This window comes from Stenotrophomonas sp. YJH_SMC_94-11 (assembly GCF_059370435.1).
Genome location: NZ_JCAFTR010000006.1, coordinates 284,290 through 298,286, shown reverse-complemented (window position 1 = coordinate 298,286; position 13,997 = coordinate 284,290). Strand labels below are relative to the sequence as shown.

Below are 13,997 nucleotides of genomic sequence, written 5' to 3'. Positions count from 1 at the left end.
GCCACGCGCCTTTTCTTCCGGCGCGGCGTCGATCGAGGAGTAGTCCTTGAACTCGCCACCGAAGCGCTCGGCACCGATCTTGGTCAGTGCGGCGGTCAGCGTGGTCTTGCCGTGGTCGACGTGACCGATGGTGCCGACGTTGACGTGCGGCTTGGTGCGCTCGAACTTACCCTTGGCCATGGCTGCTTATCTCGAATTCGTCTGAGAGGTGATGCTTAAGATGGTGCTCACGAAAGGAATCGAACCTTCGACCTCTTCCTTACCAAGGAAGTGCTCTACCGACTGAGCTACGTGAGCCGAGTTTTGCATTATGACATGAACTCGATAATATTCAAAGTTCATTCAATGGAGCGGGAGACGGGAATCGAACCCGCACCATCAGCTTGGAAGGCTGAGGTTCTACCATTGAACTACTCCCGCGCCGGGAATGTCACAACGTGAAACTGGTGGAGGGAGGTGGATTCGAACCACCGAAGGCGTAAGCCAGCAGATTTACAGTCTGCCCCCGTTGGCCGCTTGGGTATCCCTCCTTACCACCCCAACCCGTTGCCGCCGAAGCGTTGCGGTGTGTGGTGGTGAGCCGCTTATTCTGCTGATCAGGCGGGGGGCTGTCAACGCTTTTTTCCATCTTTTTCACACGTTGTCGCAAACCCATTGATACGCAAGGTTATTGCTCAGGGACCGGCAGGGTCTCGCTGGCGAAAATTGCGACATGGGGGACGCCATCGGCGCCGATCCAGCCCCGATACATGCCCTGGGTGTTGAACGGCATGGCCATTTTTCCGTCTGCGGCAAGCACGATCGCGCCGCCGTCGCCGCCCATCTTCGGAATCATCTCGTTGATCACGCCCCTGCCGGCCTGCTCCGGCGTCTGCCGCTGGTAGCGCATGCGCGCACAGATCTCGTGCGCGGCCGCAGTCCGGATGTAGTACTCGCCCCAGCCGGTGCCCGATACCGCGCAGCCCGCGTCGGCCCAGGTACCGGCGCCGATGATCGGCGAATCACCCACACGGCCATAGCGCTTGTTGGTCATGCCACCGGTGGAGGTGCCGGCGGCAAGCTGCCCCTGCGCATCCAGGGCAACCGCGCCCACCGTGCCGAAGTGCCTTGCGGTCTCCAGGTCGGCGTGCGCCTGGCCACTGGCCTCTTCCTTCAATGCGCGCTGCAGTTGCTGCCAGCGCTTGTCGGTACGGAAGTAGGATGGATCGACAAGGCCGATGCCCTGCTCCACCGCGAATGCCTCGGCACCCTGCCCGACCATCATCACGTGCCTGGACTTCTGCATCACGGCCTGGGCCAGCAGGATCGGGTTGCGCACCCGCTGCACGCCGGCCACCGCACCTGCAGCCAGGGTGGCGCCATCCATCACTGCGGCATCCAGTTCGTTGTGGCCGTCATGGGTGAACACCGCGCCCTTGCCGGCGTTGAAGGTCGGATCGTCCTCCAGCACGGTGATTGCCGCAGTGACGGCTGCAAGCGCCGGGCGACCGGCCGCCAGTTCGGCGTGGCCCTTCAGCAGCGCCGCGCGCAACGCGTCGCGCGCAGCCTTCTCTTCAGCCGGCGACAGGTCCTTGCGCTCGACACCGGCGCCGCCGTGGATGACCAGCAACGGCGAGGCGGCCGGGGCGGCCTGGGCAAGCAACGGCAGGGACAGCAGCGCGGACAGCACCAGGCGCAGTTTCATCGGGTACATCTCCAGCAGGTGTAGTGAAAGGATTGCACCGGTAGTGCCGGCCGCTGGCCGGCACCGGTCGCATCAGGAAGGTGGGTTGCCGGCCAGCGGCCGGTACTACCGAAGCGTGAACTCAATCTCGCCGTCGCTGACGTCGGCCACGGCCTGGTAATCGGCCTCGGCCTGGAAATCATCCAGCCGCATGCGGCTGCCGCTGGCGACCACCGTCACCGGCACCGCATGGAAGCGCAGCGGCTCGCCCTCCACCAGGCGGTCGGCGTCGCGGCCGGGGCTGACCACCCAGACCTTGCCTTCGCCATCTGCGCTGTAGACCTGGGCCCGGCCATCGGGCTCAACGCACAGGGCGGTGTCCTCATCGACGCCGATGCCGACGATGTCAGGGTCGCCGCTGTCCTGGGCGGCACGTGCCACGAACACGATCAGGCGACCGAGCCGGTCACGCTTGTCGAAATGGGTGTCGGTGACCACGCGCTGCAGGTAGGGCATCTGCAGGAAGCCGCTGTCCAGGGTCACGGCACTGCCCATCGGGTCGGCCAGCGCACCGGCCGAGGTGATGCTGCCGCCATCCATGGCGCCATAGGCATAGCCGCCGAGGATGGCCAGGCCAGCGCTGGTACCGGCAATCGGCTTGCCGGCGCGCACATGGGCGTTGAGTGCACGGTTGAGTGCGGTGCCCTTCCAGAAGCGGATATAGCGGGACTGGTCGCCGCCGGCAATGAAGATGGCATCGGCCGCGGCGACCACGCGCAGCACCGCCGGATCATCGGCACCGCGGCGGCTGTCGAAGACCAGGGTCTGCACTGCGGTGGTGCCGCCGATCTCGCGGTACAGGCGGTCCTGCAGTTCGTCGCCACCGGAGGCGCGCAGAATCAGCACACGGCCATTGCCGGCCTGCTTCAGCCACCACTGGAAGGCCTCCGGCACCCACTCGCCACCGCCCATCAGCATCATGGCGGGCGCGCGCGGACCGGGACGCGGGGATTCCAGATCGCCGATTTCGTAATAGGCGAAGCCGGGGCCCTGCAGGTCCTGTGCGGGCGTGGCCAATGGCCAGGCCAGCACCAGCAGCGCCAGCCAGGCGAAGGGGCCAGGCAGGGTCCGGTCGAGGCGTCGCATCTTGATCTCCCTGAACAAAATCGACTTGCAAGCGTTTTCACTCTTTGCCAGATGGGGGCCCAGTAGTCAAGGACATGAAAAAGGCGTTAAATGCGCGCGCCCATTCCGGAAGTCTGAATGGGGGACAGGGCCCCTCCTCTGCGGGCCGGCTTCATTTCCGAGAATTCCTCATGCGTAGACAGGCGATGGCGTGGTCGATCCAGCTGGCGTTGATGGGCGTGGCTGCTTCTGCGGCGGCCCAGGCACCGGCTTCCTCTTCGGTGCAACAACTGGACGCGGTGCAGGTCACCGGCTCGCGCATTCCGCGCGCCCAGGTGGAAGGCCCCGCTCCGATCACGGTGATCAATGCCGAGCAGATCCGCTCCAGTGGCTTCACCAGCGTGCCGGACGTGCTGCGTGCAATGACCCAGAACGGCGGTGAGACGCAGAGCCAGCAGTCTTCCAGTGGCGCCGACTTCTCGCCGGGCGCCCAGCAGGTGGATCTGCGCGGCCTGGGCCCGAACCACACGCTGGTGCTGGTCAATGGTCGGCGTATTGCCGATTTCCCGATGCCGTTCAAGGGCCGCAGCAACTTCACCGATGTCTCCAACATCCCGCTGGGCATGATCGAGCGCATCGAAGTACTGACCGGCAGCGCCTCGGCCATCTACGGCTCGGACGCGATCGCCGGCGTGGTCAACTTCATCCTGAAGAAGAAGGCCGACGGCACCACGATCGACATGCGCATGGGCACCACCAGCGAAGGCGGCGGCGAGTCGTTCGACATGAGCCTGGCCAGCGGTTTCAGCCGTGGCAACTTCAACGCCGTGTACAGCGTCGAGCTGCAGTCGCAGACCCCGCTGTGGGCCTATGACCGTGACATCCAGGACTCGACCCGGGATGGCCCCACCGAGGGTTCGCGCATCGCGCGCCGTGCCTATCTGCGCACCGACTACAACGATGACTACCTGGACCCGGGCGCCGCCACCTGCGAAGCGCTGTCCGGCCAGAACCAGGGCAGCACCTATCGTGCCTACCGCCCGAAGTACGGCTACTACTGCGGCAGCGACAGCTCGATCGGCTACGGCACCATCCTCAGCAAGCGCCGCGGCGCCAACGGCTACGCGTCGCTGAGCTACGACTTCGACAATGGCCAGCAGTGGTTCGCCGACGTGCAGCTCGGCTACCACACGATGTCGCTGATGCGCGACGTCACCCAGTGGGGCCGCATGGATGCCAACGGTGATGAGTCGGGCTACTTCAACAACGAAGCCACTGGCGAGATCGAGTTCTGGCAGCGCCAGTTCTCGCCCGAGGAAATGGGCGGCCTGCGCAACGCCATGGTGCGCAGCACTCAGAAGACCTTCAGCGTGACCACCGGCTTCAAGGGCAACCTGATTGGCAACTGGGATTACGAAGCGGCGTTGAGCCATTCGCAGTACCAGTCGCGCATCAGCTGGGCACAGATCATTGCCGCCAAGGCCAATGACCTGTTCCTCGGCCCGCAGCTGGGCGTGGATGACGACGGTTTCCCGGTCTACAACGCCGATCCGTCACGCCTGTACCGTCCACTGACCCGCGCCGAGTACGACTCGATCGCCGCGCGTACCACCTACACTCCGAAGTCGCGCACGGAAACCGCCGCCTTCACCCTGACCAACGCAGCACTGTTCGCACTGCCCGGTGGCGATGCCGGGTTTGCCGCGACCGTGGAAGTGGGCCAGCAGGCCTATTCTCTGAACCCCGATCCGCTGGCGACCGGGTACTACTACTACAGCTGGAAGGATTCGGACGGCAAGGGTTCGCGCAACCGCTGGGCGACGGCTGCGGAGCTGCGCATGCCGCTGCACGACACGGTCAACCTGAGCGTGGCGGGCCGCTACGACCAGTACCGCTATTCCGGACACAGCATCGGCAAGGCGACCTGGAGCGGCGGCCTGGAATGGCGCCCGATCGATACCCTGCTGGTGCGCGGCTCCTACGGCACCGCATTCCGTGCACCGGACCTGCACTATGTGTTTGCCGGACCGGGCAACGACGAGACCAGCGCCGAGGATCTGTACACCTGCCGCCTCGAGGAGGCCAGCGACTGTTCCGATTACGAGCGCAACCTGATCCGCAGCCGCACAGGCAACCGCCAGCTCGACCCGGAAACCAGCACCTCGTGGAGCGCCGGCTTCGTCTGGTCACCGGCGATCGGCCTGGACCTGTCGGTGGACTGGTTTGACATCGATATGCGCAACCAGGTGCAGGACATGGACGTGCGCACGCTCCTGGCCAACGAAGCAAACTGCCGCCTGGGCAGCGCCGACATCAATTCGCCGACCTGCGTGGACGCGCTCGCCCGCATCACCCGCAGCAACGACGGGCGCCTGTATGGCGTGCGCGTGGAGCCGATCAACGTCGCCCGCGAATCCACCTCCGGCATCGACGCCGGCCTGCGTTATCGCCTGCAGACGGGCATCGGCGATTTCATCTTCAACGGCACGCACACCTGGGTGAAGAAGCATGATTTCCAGCGCTACCCCGGCGACCGCACCGAAGACCAGTTCGCGGTCAACAGTGGCTTCGACATTCCGCGCACCAAGACCAGCCTGAGCGTGACCTGGGAGAAGGATGCGTGGTCGGCAACGGTGTACGGCTCGCGCCTGGGCAAGCTGCCGACCTCGGACAGCTACGACCAGGTGTTCGACTGGGACAGCGGCGACAGCCCGTACGTGAAGGCGACCTATCGCTACAACGCCTCGCTGCAGTACCGCCTCGACGACCACTCGCGCCTGTCGCTGTCGGTGGTCAATGTGTTCAACAAGATGCCGCCGAAGGACCGTACCTACACCGCTTACCCGTACTACGACGTGTCCTGGTTCGACAGCGTCGGCCGCACGATCAACCTGCAGTACACCCACAAGTTCGGTGGCAGCGCACTGTAAGTGCCTGGCCAGCGCCGATACAGGAGACCCCCGCTTCGGCGGGGGTTCTCTTTTCCGCCGCCTGAACGGTACCCACGCGCAGGCTCCGGCCTGACCGGCCAGCGGGGGATTTTAGGAAACAGCTGATTCCGCGCCATCAGCGCCGCTCCCTAGCATCGTTGCATGTTCCGCTTTCCCCGCCCTTCGCTGCAGCAGGCCGTGCCATCGACCACCGCGTCGGTGTTGCTGCGCTGCCTGACCGTCTGCGTCTTCATCTGCCTGGCCGCCGCGGCCGGGTTCTACCTGCTCACGGCATTCACCGAAGACATCTCGACCCATCGCCGCGAGATGAATGCAGCGGCCTACAAGGCACAGATCTATTTCGACCAGCGCGAAGCCCTGCTGCGCTACCTGGGGGATTTGGTACTGGCCGGCAACCCGGATGCACCGGCCGCAGACAGCGAGGGCGTGCGCCAGCTGCCGCTGGATGGTCCCGGTGGCCAGCCGGGCCAGCGGCTGCTGCTGTCAGCGCGCGCCGAGCACACGCTGCAGGCACTGCAGACGCACCTGCTGCTGATCGATGCACGCGGCGCGCACTGGCTGGCCGGGGGCGAGGTCGACGTCGACCTGGTGCACCTGCCATCGCTGCGTGCGCTGCAGGCACGCAGCGGCAGCCTCGAGGGTGCAGACCCGGTGTACTGGCTGCGGCCCGGTGACAGTGGCGTTGCGCTGGCGCAGCCGGTACAGGCGGGCCCCCAACCGGCGCAGTGGCTGGTGCTGCTGCTCGATGGCGCGGCGGCGGCGAGCATGATCGACGGCCAGGGCATTGGCGGTTACGCGTTGCTCGACCGTGCGGGGCAGCCTGCATTGTCCAGCCAGGCACCGCGGCTGGATGGTGCGGGCTGGAAGACCCTGCGGGAGCGCCAGGACGACAGCTTCGGCACGTTGTGGAGCGGTGGCCTGCCGCGCGGCGTAGCGCTGGTGAAAAGTGTCGGCAATGACGGCTGGCGGTTGGTCTACCACCTGCCGCCGCAGCTGCTGCTGGGCGACCTGGCCGTGCCCCTGCTGGTCTGCGTGCTGTTGCTGCTGCTGGCCGGTGTTGCGCTGCGCCTGCTACGGCATCGCGTTGACCTCCAGCTGATCCAGCCGGCCCTGCAGCAGCACCGCCGCCTGCTGGAGAACCTGGACTTCAGTTCGACGGTGATCGACATGGCGCCGGTCGGCATCTGCGTCCTGCGCCGCAGCGACCGCGCGCTGCTGCTCTCCAACCAGCTGCTGCGCGACTGGCTCGGCGAAGAAGGCGAACACAGCGACTGGCAGGCACCATGGCGCGGACATGCCGGCGAACGCGGGCGTGGACTTGAATTCACCGCCCGCGATGGGCGCCAGCTGCAAGTGCTGCACGCGGCCTGCCGCTACCAGGGCGATGACGTGCTGCTATGCGTCTTCCATGATATTTCCCGGCACCGCCAGGCACAGGCCGCACTGTCGTCGGCACGCCAGGCCGCCGATGCGGCCAACCAGGCCAAGAGCGCGTTCCTGGCCACCATGAGCCATGAGATCCGCACCCCGCTGTATGGCGTGCTGGGCACGCTGGAGCTGCTGGGGCACACCTCGCTGGACGCCCGGCAGTCGCAGTACCTGCGCACCATCGAGAGTTCCTCGTCGGTCCTGCTGCAGTTGATCAGCGATGTGCTGGATGTTTCCAAGATCGAGTCAGGACAGCTCAGCCTGGAGCCGACGGCGTTCTCGCCGCGCGAGCTGACCGAGAGCGTGCTGCGCAGCTTCGCCGCGTCGGCCACCTGCAAGGGCCTGCAGATCCTGGTCTGTACCGATCCGCGCCTGCCGACACGGGTGCTCGGTGATGCCGACCGCATCCGCCAGGTGCTGGGCAACCTGCTCAGCAACGCGATCAAGTTCACCGAGCATGGCCGGGTGGTATTGCGCGTGCGCCAGGTGCAGCGCGAAGGTGAATCGAGCGTGCTGGCATGGCAGGTGACCGATACCGGCGTGGGCATCGCTGCGGAGGAACAGGCGCGGTTGTTCGAACCGTTCCGCCAGGTCCGCGGCGCAGCCAGCGCGCAGGGCACCGGCCTGGGCCTGTCCATCAGCGACCGCCTGGTACGCCTGATGAGCGGCGAGCTGCAGGTGGTGAGCGAACCCGGGCTGGGCAGCAGCTTCAGCGTCCGCCTGCCGTTGCCGGTGCTGGCCGCTGCCGAGGATGGCCCCACACTGCTGCCGGAACCACCGATCCTGGTGCGCGGCCGCGACCGCGAGCTGGTCGACAGTGCCTGTGGCTGGCTGTGTCGCTGGGGCGCCAACGCGCAGCCCCTGCTTGGTGACCCGGCGTTGCTGGACCATGACGGCGCGATCCTGATGGATGGCGAAGCCGGGATGCCGCTGGCCTGGTCGGGCCCGCGCGTGGTGGCATCGATCGAGGGCGGTGACCAGCCGATCACTGCCGCCGACGGCAGCCTGGTGGTGACCCTGCACGGCATGACCGCGATCGGCAAGGCGCTGGCCAGCGTGCAGCAGCAGCGCGCGACGCAGCCGGAGGCCACGCGCACGGCACCACCGATGCCTCTGGGCCTGCGCGTGCTGGCCGTCGAGGACAACCCGATCAACCGGGTGATCCTGGCCGAGCAGCTGCGCACCCTCGGCTGCGACGTGGAGCTGGCACAGGATGGCATGGAAGCGCTGCAGCGGTGCCGCGAGCAGTGCTTCGATCTGGTGGTGACCGACATCAACATGCCGCGCATGGACGGCCACGCGCTGGCCCGCCAGCTGCGCGATGACGGCAACCCGGTACCGGTGATCGGCGCCACCGCCAATGCCACCGCCGAAGAGCGCGAGCGCTGCCTGGCCAGTGGCATGCAGGGCTACCTCAGCAAACCCGTCGACATCGCCCGCCTGCGCAAGGCGCTCACCACCCTGCGCCAAGGAGACCCCGCATGACCCAGCGCGTCCTGATCCTGGAAGACCAGCCCTTCCAGCGTGGTTTCCTGGCCAATCTGTTCGGCAGCCGCGCCGGTATCCAGGTCGATGCCTGCGAAGACGTGGATGCCGCCATCGCACTGTGTGCCTGCCAGCCCTACGACCTGGTGGTCAGTGACCTGCTGATGCCCGGGCAGGACGGCATCCAGTTCATCCAGGCACTGGCGGCGCAACCACGCCCGCCGCGCCTGGCCGTGGTCAGCGCGGCCCCGCGGCGGATGATGACCTCGGCACGGCTGATGGCCGAATCGCTGGGGCTGGATGTGATCGGCCTGCTGTCCAAGCCGGTGGCGGCCGCCGACGTGGACGCGCTGTTCGAGGCGCTGGCGCAGGCGCGCCCGGCCACCGGCAAGGCTCCTTCTCGCGCGTCGGCGGCAGTCCCCGAAGCGGATGCGTCGCAGCTGCGCCAGGCGATGGCCGATGGCAGCCTGACGGCATGGTTCCAACCCAAGAAGTCACTGCAGTCCGGACGGGTGGTGGCGGCCGAAGCACTGGTGCGCTGGCGCCACCCGCAGCTGGGCACGCTGGCTGCCGGCAGCTTCCTGCCGGCGATCTGCCGCCACGGGCTGGAGGGCGACCTGCTGCGGATGATGCTCAAGGCCAGCATCAGCGCACAGGCGCATTGGCGCAAGCAAGGCTTCCGGGTACCGGTGTCGATCAACCTGCCGCCTCATCTGCTGGAGCAGTCGGACCTGCCCGATGAGCTGCTGGCGCTGACCCTGGCCCACGGCGGGACGCCCGGCGAGTTGTGTTTCGAACTGATGGAGAACAGCACCACGCGGCACGTCAGCGACTTCTATGCCGGTGCCTGCCGGCTGCGCATGAAGGGCTTCGGCCTGGCCCAGGATGATTTCGGGCAGGGCCTGAGCTCGGTCCACAACCTGGTCAATACCCCCTTCACCGAGGTCAAGATCGACCGCGCGCTGGTCAGTGGCTGCGCCCGTGACCCGGCCCTGCACCTGACCCTGTCGACGGTGATCGCACTGGCCAACCAGCTGGGCCTGACCATCGTGGCCGAAGGCGTGGAAAGTGATGCCGACCTGGCCGCCCTGCGGCAGCTGGGGTGCAGCCAGGTGCAGGGGTTCTTGATCTCGCAGGCGCTGCCGTCCGACGCGTTCACCCGCTTGCTGGACGAAGAAGCACCGCAACTGGACGAAAGACCGCAGGCTGCCCTGCGCTGACGCGGACTGCACGACGGCTTCACAAAATCATCAAGCGGCATTGACGATCCTGTCTGTGCAGTAGCGGTGGACGTTGCGCCGCCACCGGTGCCGATGTCCGCCCCCTGCCCTGAGACCTGCCATGCCGGCCGAGGCCGCTCCTGTACGCCGACTCGCTCGCCGCTCGCTCCGCGTCCATGCCCTGTTGATCGGCGTGGTGGTGCTGGCGACCCTGCAGGCCGGACTGTTGCTGTCGGCCGGCTCGCAGCTGTTGAACGAAGAGCGCAGCAAGATCGAGTACCACTTCCGCCGCCTGGACGGCACGTTGCGCGAGCAGGAGCGCTTCCTGCGCCAGTGGCGGCTGCATGATGTCGGCGTACGAGGGCAGCCGGTTGCCGATGCCAGCGTGGAACTGCAACGCGGTCCGTTGTACGCCAACTTCGCGGTGATCGGGAGCGAGGGGGCCGGTCGTTCGCCACCGACCGAGCTGGGCGACCGGTTCCTGCGCTTCTACGGTACGTTCTGGTCCGCTTCGCGCTACCCACCACCGCAATGCCTGCTGGTCGATGGCCAGGGCACACGCGGGCTGCTGGCACCGGTACAGATCGTCGGTACAGATGCGAGCCAGAACAGCCCGCATCACCTGCGCCCGGCGATCGCCGACATCCACCGCGCACTGGGTACGCGGCCCACGCTGCAGCGCGGCGGCATCGCCTGGGTAAGCGTGCCGTGGCGCGACCGGCAGACCTGGCTGCTCGCCATCGCCCACGCCCCGCAGGATGCGCGCCTGTGGGGTGAGGACGGCAAGGATTCGCAGGCCGCGCTGGCGTGCCTGCTCGATCCGGCACGCGTCGATGACTACCGGCAGGTGCTGGGTGTTCCGGTGTTCCAACGGCTGTCGCTGTTCGATGCCGATGGCCAGCGCCTGCTGGGCGATGCTGCAGATGCCAGCAACGCTGGCACCTCCTGGCAGGCAGGCCTGGGAGGCCTGCAGTTCCGCATGCGCAGCGAGCGCGGCTGGCTGGCGGTCTACCACGTCAGCTGGCGGCAGGTATTCCAGCACCCGCAGGGGCCGCTGCTCGGTGCGACGGTGGTGGCCCTGCTGCTGGCACTGGGTGGCACGCTGGTGCTGCGCGCGTATCGGCGTTCGGTCATCGAGCCGCTGCGCAGCAACCACGCGCGGCTGCTGGAAAGCGAAGCCTTCAGCCGCACGATCCTGGACAACGCACCGATCGGGCTGTGCCTGCTGCGCCGTACCGATGGCAATGTGCTGCTGGACAACACCCTCGCCCGCCGCTGGCTGGGTGAAGACCATCATACTGGAGGCTGGCACGGCCCCTGGCGGCGCAGCGTGCTCGCCGCTGGGGGCACCACGCTCGGCGATGGGCTGGCCTACACCACGCCCGAAGGCCGCCACCTGCTGGTGACGGCGACGCCGGCGCGCTACCGCGGCGAGCCGGCGGTGCTGTGCCTGTTCATCGATCTCAGCAGCCAGCACGAAGCCGAGCAGGTACTGCAGCAAGCGCGCCATGCCGCCGACCAGGCCAACCGGGCCAAGAGCCAGTTCCTGGCCACCATGAGCCATGAGATCCGCACGCCGCTATACGGCGTGCTCGGCACCCTCGAACTGCTCGGGCTCACGCCACTGGATGCGCGTCAGCGGGACTACCTGGGGACGATCCAGCGTTCGTCCTCGACGCTGATGCAACTGATCAGCGACATCCTCGATGTCAGCAAGGCCGAGGCCGGGCAACTGAGCCTGGAACCCAGCCCGTTCGATCCAGTGCATCTGACCGAGGATGCGCTCGACTCGTATGCTGCCGCGGCCGCCAGCAAGGGGCTGCAGTTCTACGCCTGCATCGATGCCGACGTGCCGCCCGTGGTGTGCGGTGATGCGGCACGGATCCGCCAGATACTCAACAACCTGATCAGCAACGCGCTGAAGTTCACCGACAGCGGACGCGTGGTGGTGCGCGTCTCGGCACGCTGGCAAGAGCAGCGCTGCTGGCTGCAGTGGCAGGTCGCCGATACCGGCATCGGCATTGCCAGCGAGCACCAGGCGCACCTGTTCGAGCCGTTCTTCCAGGCCAACCCGGGCACCGATGCGATGCGCGGCACCGGCCTGGGCCTTTCCATCTGCGCGCATCTTGTGGCGTTGATGGAAGGCCAGCTGCGCGTGGTCAGCGAGAGCGGCCTGGGCAGCAGCTTCAGCGTCGAACTGCCGCTGCCCACGGCGCCGTCCGATCCGCAGCAATCTCCTGCGCCGCAGTTGCCTGCGGGCCTGCAGGTACAGGTGCGGGGCGGTGTGCGCGAGCTGGTCCAATCGCTGTGCGAGCGCCTGCAGCAGCGCGGCGCACTGGCCAGCGTGTACCGCGATGAAGGCGCGGCGGGCTTGCCGTCGTCCACCGTGCTGCTCGACCTGGTCCTGGACGACGCGTTGCCCGAGTGGGTGGATGGACCGCGTGTGGTTGCCTGCCGCGAAGGCGGCGTGCGGCCACGGCAGATCGATGGTGCCTGGCAGGTTGGCCTGCACCGGTTCGACGCGATCGTGCTCGCGTTGGCTGCCGCCAGTGGCCAGCCGCTGGCGGCCAGCGCCGAAGGGCGCCTGCCGGCGACGCGCCGTTTCGGCCTGCAGGTGCTGGTGGCCGAGGACAACCCGATCAACCAGGCGATCCTGCGCGACCAGCTGGAACAGCTCGGCTGCCGCGCCGTGGTCGCCAGCGACGGCAATGAAGCGTTGGGCTACTGGCAGCAGGACGAGTTCGCGCTGGTGCTGACCGACCTGAACATGCCCGGGCTGGATGGCTATGGCCTGGCCCGTGCCTTGCGGGTGCGTGGTGCCCGCGTGCCGATCCACGGTGCCACTGCCAACGCCGACCCGGCCGAACGCCAGCGCTGCCAGGAATCGGGCATGCAGGGCGTGCTGGTCAAGCCGATCACGCTGGAAGCGCTGCAACGCCTGCTGATCCAGATCACCCGGGGCGATGCAACGGTTGCCGCGCCACCGCAAGGACCGGAATCCACCGATACGCGCGATGATGATCTCCCGCTGCAGGTTCCCGCGAAGATGCAGGCGTTGTTCGTGCAGACCATGCAGGCTGACCTGCACAGCCTGCGCCAGTCGATTGCCAGCGCCGATCCCGCGCGCGTGGTGCAGGTACTGCATCGCATCCGTGGCGCACTGGTCATCGTGGGCGCACCCACGCTGGTGCACAGCGGCCTGCAGATCGAGCACAGCCTTGCTGGCGGCGATGACCTGGCCACCCAGGCGGCGTCGCTTGCCCGCTTCCAGCGACGCCTCGAACAGCTGTTGCATCCGCTGCTTGATGCGGCCTCCCCTCCCCCACCTGACGACCCGACCCCGCCATGACCACACGGATCCTCATCGCTGACGACCACCCGATCGTGCTTGCCGGCATCCGCGACGTATTGGCCGGGGAACTTGACCTGGACGTGGTGGGCGAAGCGGCCGACCCGGCGACGCTGATCGAATTGATGACCCGGACCCGGCCACAGGTCGTGATCACCGACTACAGCATGCCGGGGGGCGACCGCTTCGGTGACGGCATCAAGCTGATCTCGTTCCTGCGCCGCAGCTTCCCGGAGACGCGCCTGCTGGTGCTGACGATGGTGTCCAATCCGTCGTTGGTTGCAGCGATGTATGCCGCCGGCGCCGGCGGCGTCGTGCTCAAGAGCCATGGATTGGGCAGCCTGGTACAGGCCCTGCGCGTGGTGCTGGCCGACCGCGTCTACCGGCCGCCGGGCCTGCTGCCGGTCGCGGCGAGCGAACCAGCCGACGCCGATGCGGTCCGTGCGCGCCTGTCGCCGCGCGAGCTGGAAGTGATCCGGCTGTTTACCGGCGGCATGAGCGTGGGCGACATCGCACGCCAGCTGCAGCGCAGCGCCAAGACGGTCAGCACGCAGAAGATCAGTGCGATGCGCAAGCTCGGCGTGGACAGTGACCAGGCACTGATCGAGTACTGCCTGCAGGCCTCGTTGTTCGCCTGAGGCCCACTCCAGGCTGAATCCTGCGGGCCCCGTACGAGGGCCTGCGACGGCTTTAGGAAACGCCTGATTCCATAGGACAGTGCCGATTTCTAGGCTGAACGCATCCCGCCATGGTGCGCCTGCCGGCAGCAACCGCGT

The 13,997-nt window shown here is 67.2% G+C and carries 8 protein-coding genes and 3 tRNA genes; 5 read left to right on the top strand and 6 right to left on the bottom strand.

What is annotated here, in order from left to right; genetic code table 11:
- From AC5P74_RS13070 to AC5P74_RS13045, 6 genes are all read right to left on the bottom strand, one after another.
- Window positions 1–180: GTP-binding protein (locus AC5P74_RS13070; protein ID WP_227843741.1), on the bottom strand; the 180-nt coding region annotated here is incomplete at its 3' end.
- 41 nt (window positions 181–221) lie between these two features.
- Window positions 222–297: transfer RNA gene (locus tag AC5P74_RS13065), tRNA-Thr, on the bottom strand.
- Between the two features lie 49 nt (window positions 298–346).
- Window positions 347–420: transfer RNA gene (locus AC5P74_RS13060), tRNA-Gly, on the bottom strand.
- A gap of 24 nt (window positions 421–444) precedes the next feature.
- A tRNA-Tyr gene (locus tag AC5P74_RS13055) sits at window positions 445–530 on the bottom strand.
- Window positions 531–667: 137 nt separating this feature from the next.
- A complete protein-coding gene (locus tag AC5P74_RS13050; RefSeq protein WP_053499351.1) occupies window positions 668–1,684 on the bottom strand; it encodes an isoaspartyl peptidase/L-asparaginase family protein in 1,017 nt (338 codons plus the stop codon).
- Window positions 1,685–1,789: 105 nt separating this feature from the next.
- A complete protein-coding gene (locus AC5P74_RS13045) occupies window positions 1,790–2,809 on the bottom strand; it encodes a cyanophycinase (RefSeq protein WP_053499349.1) in 1,020 nt (339 codons plus the stop codon).
- A gap of 170 nt (window positions 2,810–2,979) precedes the next feature.
- Between AC5P74_RS13045 and AC5P74_RS13040 the strand changes: the two genes are divergently transcribed.
- The 5 genes from AC5P74_RS13040 to AC5P74_RS13020 all read left to right on the top strand — a co-directional run bounded on the left by AC5P74_RS13040 (window position 2,980) and on the right by AC5P74_RS13020 (window position 13,859).
- Window positions 2,980–5,718, top strand: a complete 2,739-nt coding sequence (locus AC5P74_RS13040; RefSeq protein ID WP_235642914.1) for a TonB-dependent receptor plug domain-containing protein — start codon at window positions 2,980–2,982, stop codon at window positions 5,716–5,718.
- A 162-nt stretch (window positions 5,719–5,880) separates the two neighbouring features.
- Window positions 5,881–8,652, top strand: coding sequence for a response regulator (locus AC5P74_RS13035; protein ID WP_346607987.1), 2,772 nt, complete (start codon window positions 5,881–5,883; stop codon window positions 8,650–8,652).
- The gene (locus AC5P74_RS13030) at window positions 8,649–9,872 is read left to right on the top strand and encodes an EAL domain-containing response regulator (protein WP_053499343.1); all 1,224 of its coding nucleotides are present in this window, start codon (window positions 8,649–8,651) and stop codon (window positions 9,870–9,872) included. Before AC5P74_RS13035 ends, AC5P74_RS13030 begins: the two co-directional genes overlap by 4 nt.
- A 121-nt stretch (window positions 9,873–9,993) precedes the next feature.
- The gene (locus AC5P74_RS13025) at window positions 9,994–13,221 is read left to right on the top strand and encodes a hybrid sensor histidine kinase/response regulator (RefSeq protein WP_346607988.1); all 3,228 of its coding nucleotides are present in this window, start codon (window positions 9,994–9,996) and stop codon (window positions 13,219–13,221) included.
- Window positions 13,218–13,859 carry a response regulator gene (locus tag AC5P74_RS13020; protein ID WP_049416983.1) on the top strand — a complete coding sequence of 214 codons (642 nt, stop codon included), beginning with the start codon at window positions 13,218–13,220 and terminating at the stop codon, window positions 13,857–13,859. Before AC5P74_RS13025 ends, AC5P74_RS13020 begins: the two co-directional genes overlap by 4 nt.
- The last annotated feature ends 138 nt before the right edge of the window (window positions 13,860–13,997 follow it).

Excerpts from the sequence above, each read along its gene's own strand:
- AC5P74_RS13045 (WP_053499349.1), bottom strand. The coding sequence starts at position 2,809 with ATGCGACGCCTCGACCGGACCCTGCCTGGCCCCTTCGCCTGGCTGGCG.
- AC5P74_RS13020 (WP_049416983.1), top strand. The coding sequence starts at position 13,218 with ATGACCACACGGATCCTCATCGCTGACGACCACCCGATCGTGCTTGCC.
- AC5P74_RS13035 (WP_346607987.1), top strand. The coding sequence starts at position 5,881 with ATGTTCCGCTTTCCCCGCCCTTCGCTGCAGCAGGCCGTGCCATCGACC.
- AC5P74_RS13030 (WP_053499343.1), top strand. The coding sequence starts at position 8,649 with ATGACCCAGCGCGTCCTGATCCTGGAAGACCAGCCCTTCCAGCGTGGT.
- AC5P74_RS13050 (WP_053499351.1), bottom strand. The coding sequence starts at position 1,684 with ATGAAACTGCGCCTGGTGCTGTCCGCGCTGCTGTCCCTGCCGTTGCTT.
- AC5P74_RS13025 (WP_346607988.1), top strand. The coding sequence starts at position 9,994 with ATGCCGGCCGAGGCCGCTCCTGTACGCCGACTCGCTCGCCGCTCGCTC.
- AC5P74_RS13040 (WP_235642914.1), top strand. The coding sequence starts at position 2,980 with ATGCGTAGACAGGCGATGGCGTGGTCGATCCAGCTGGCGTTGATGGGC.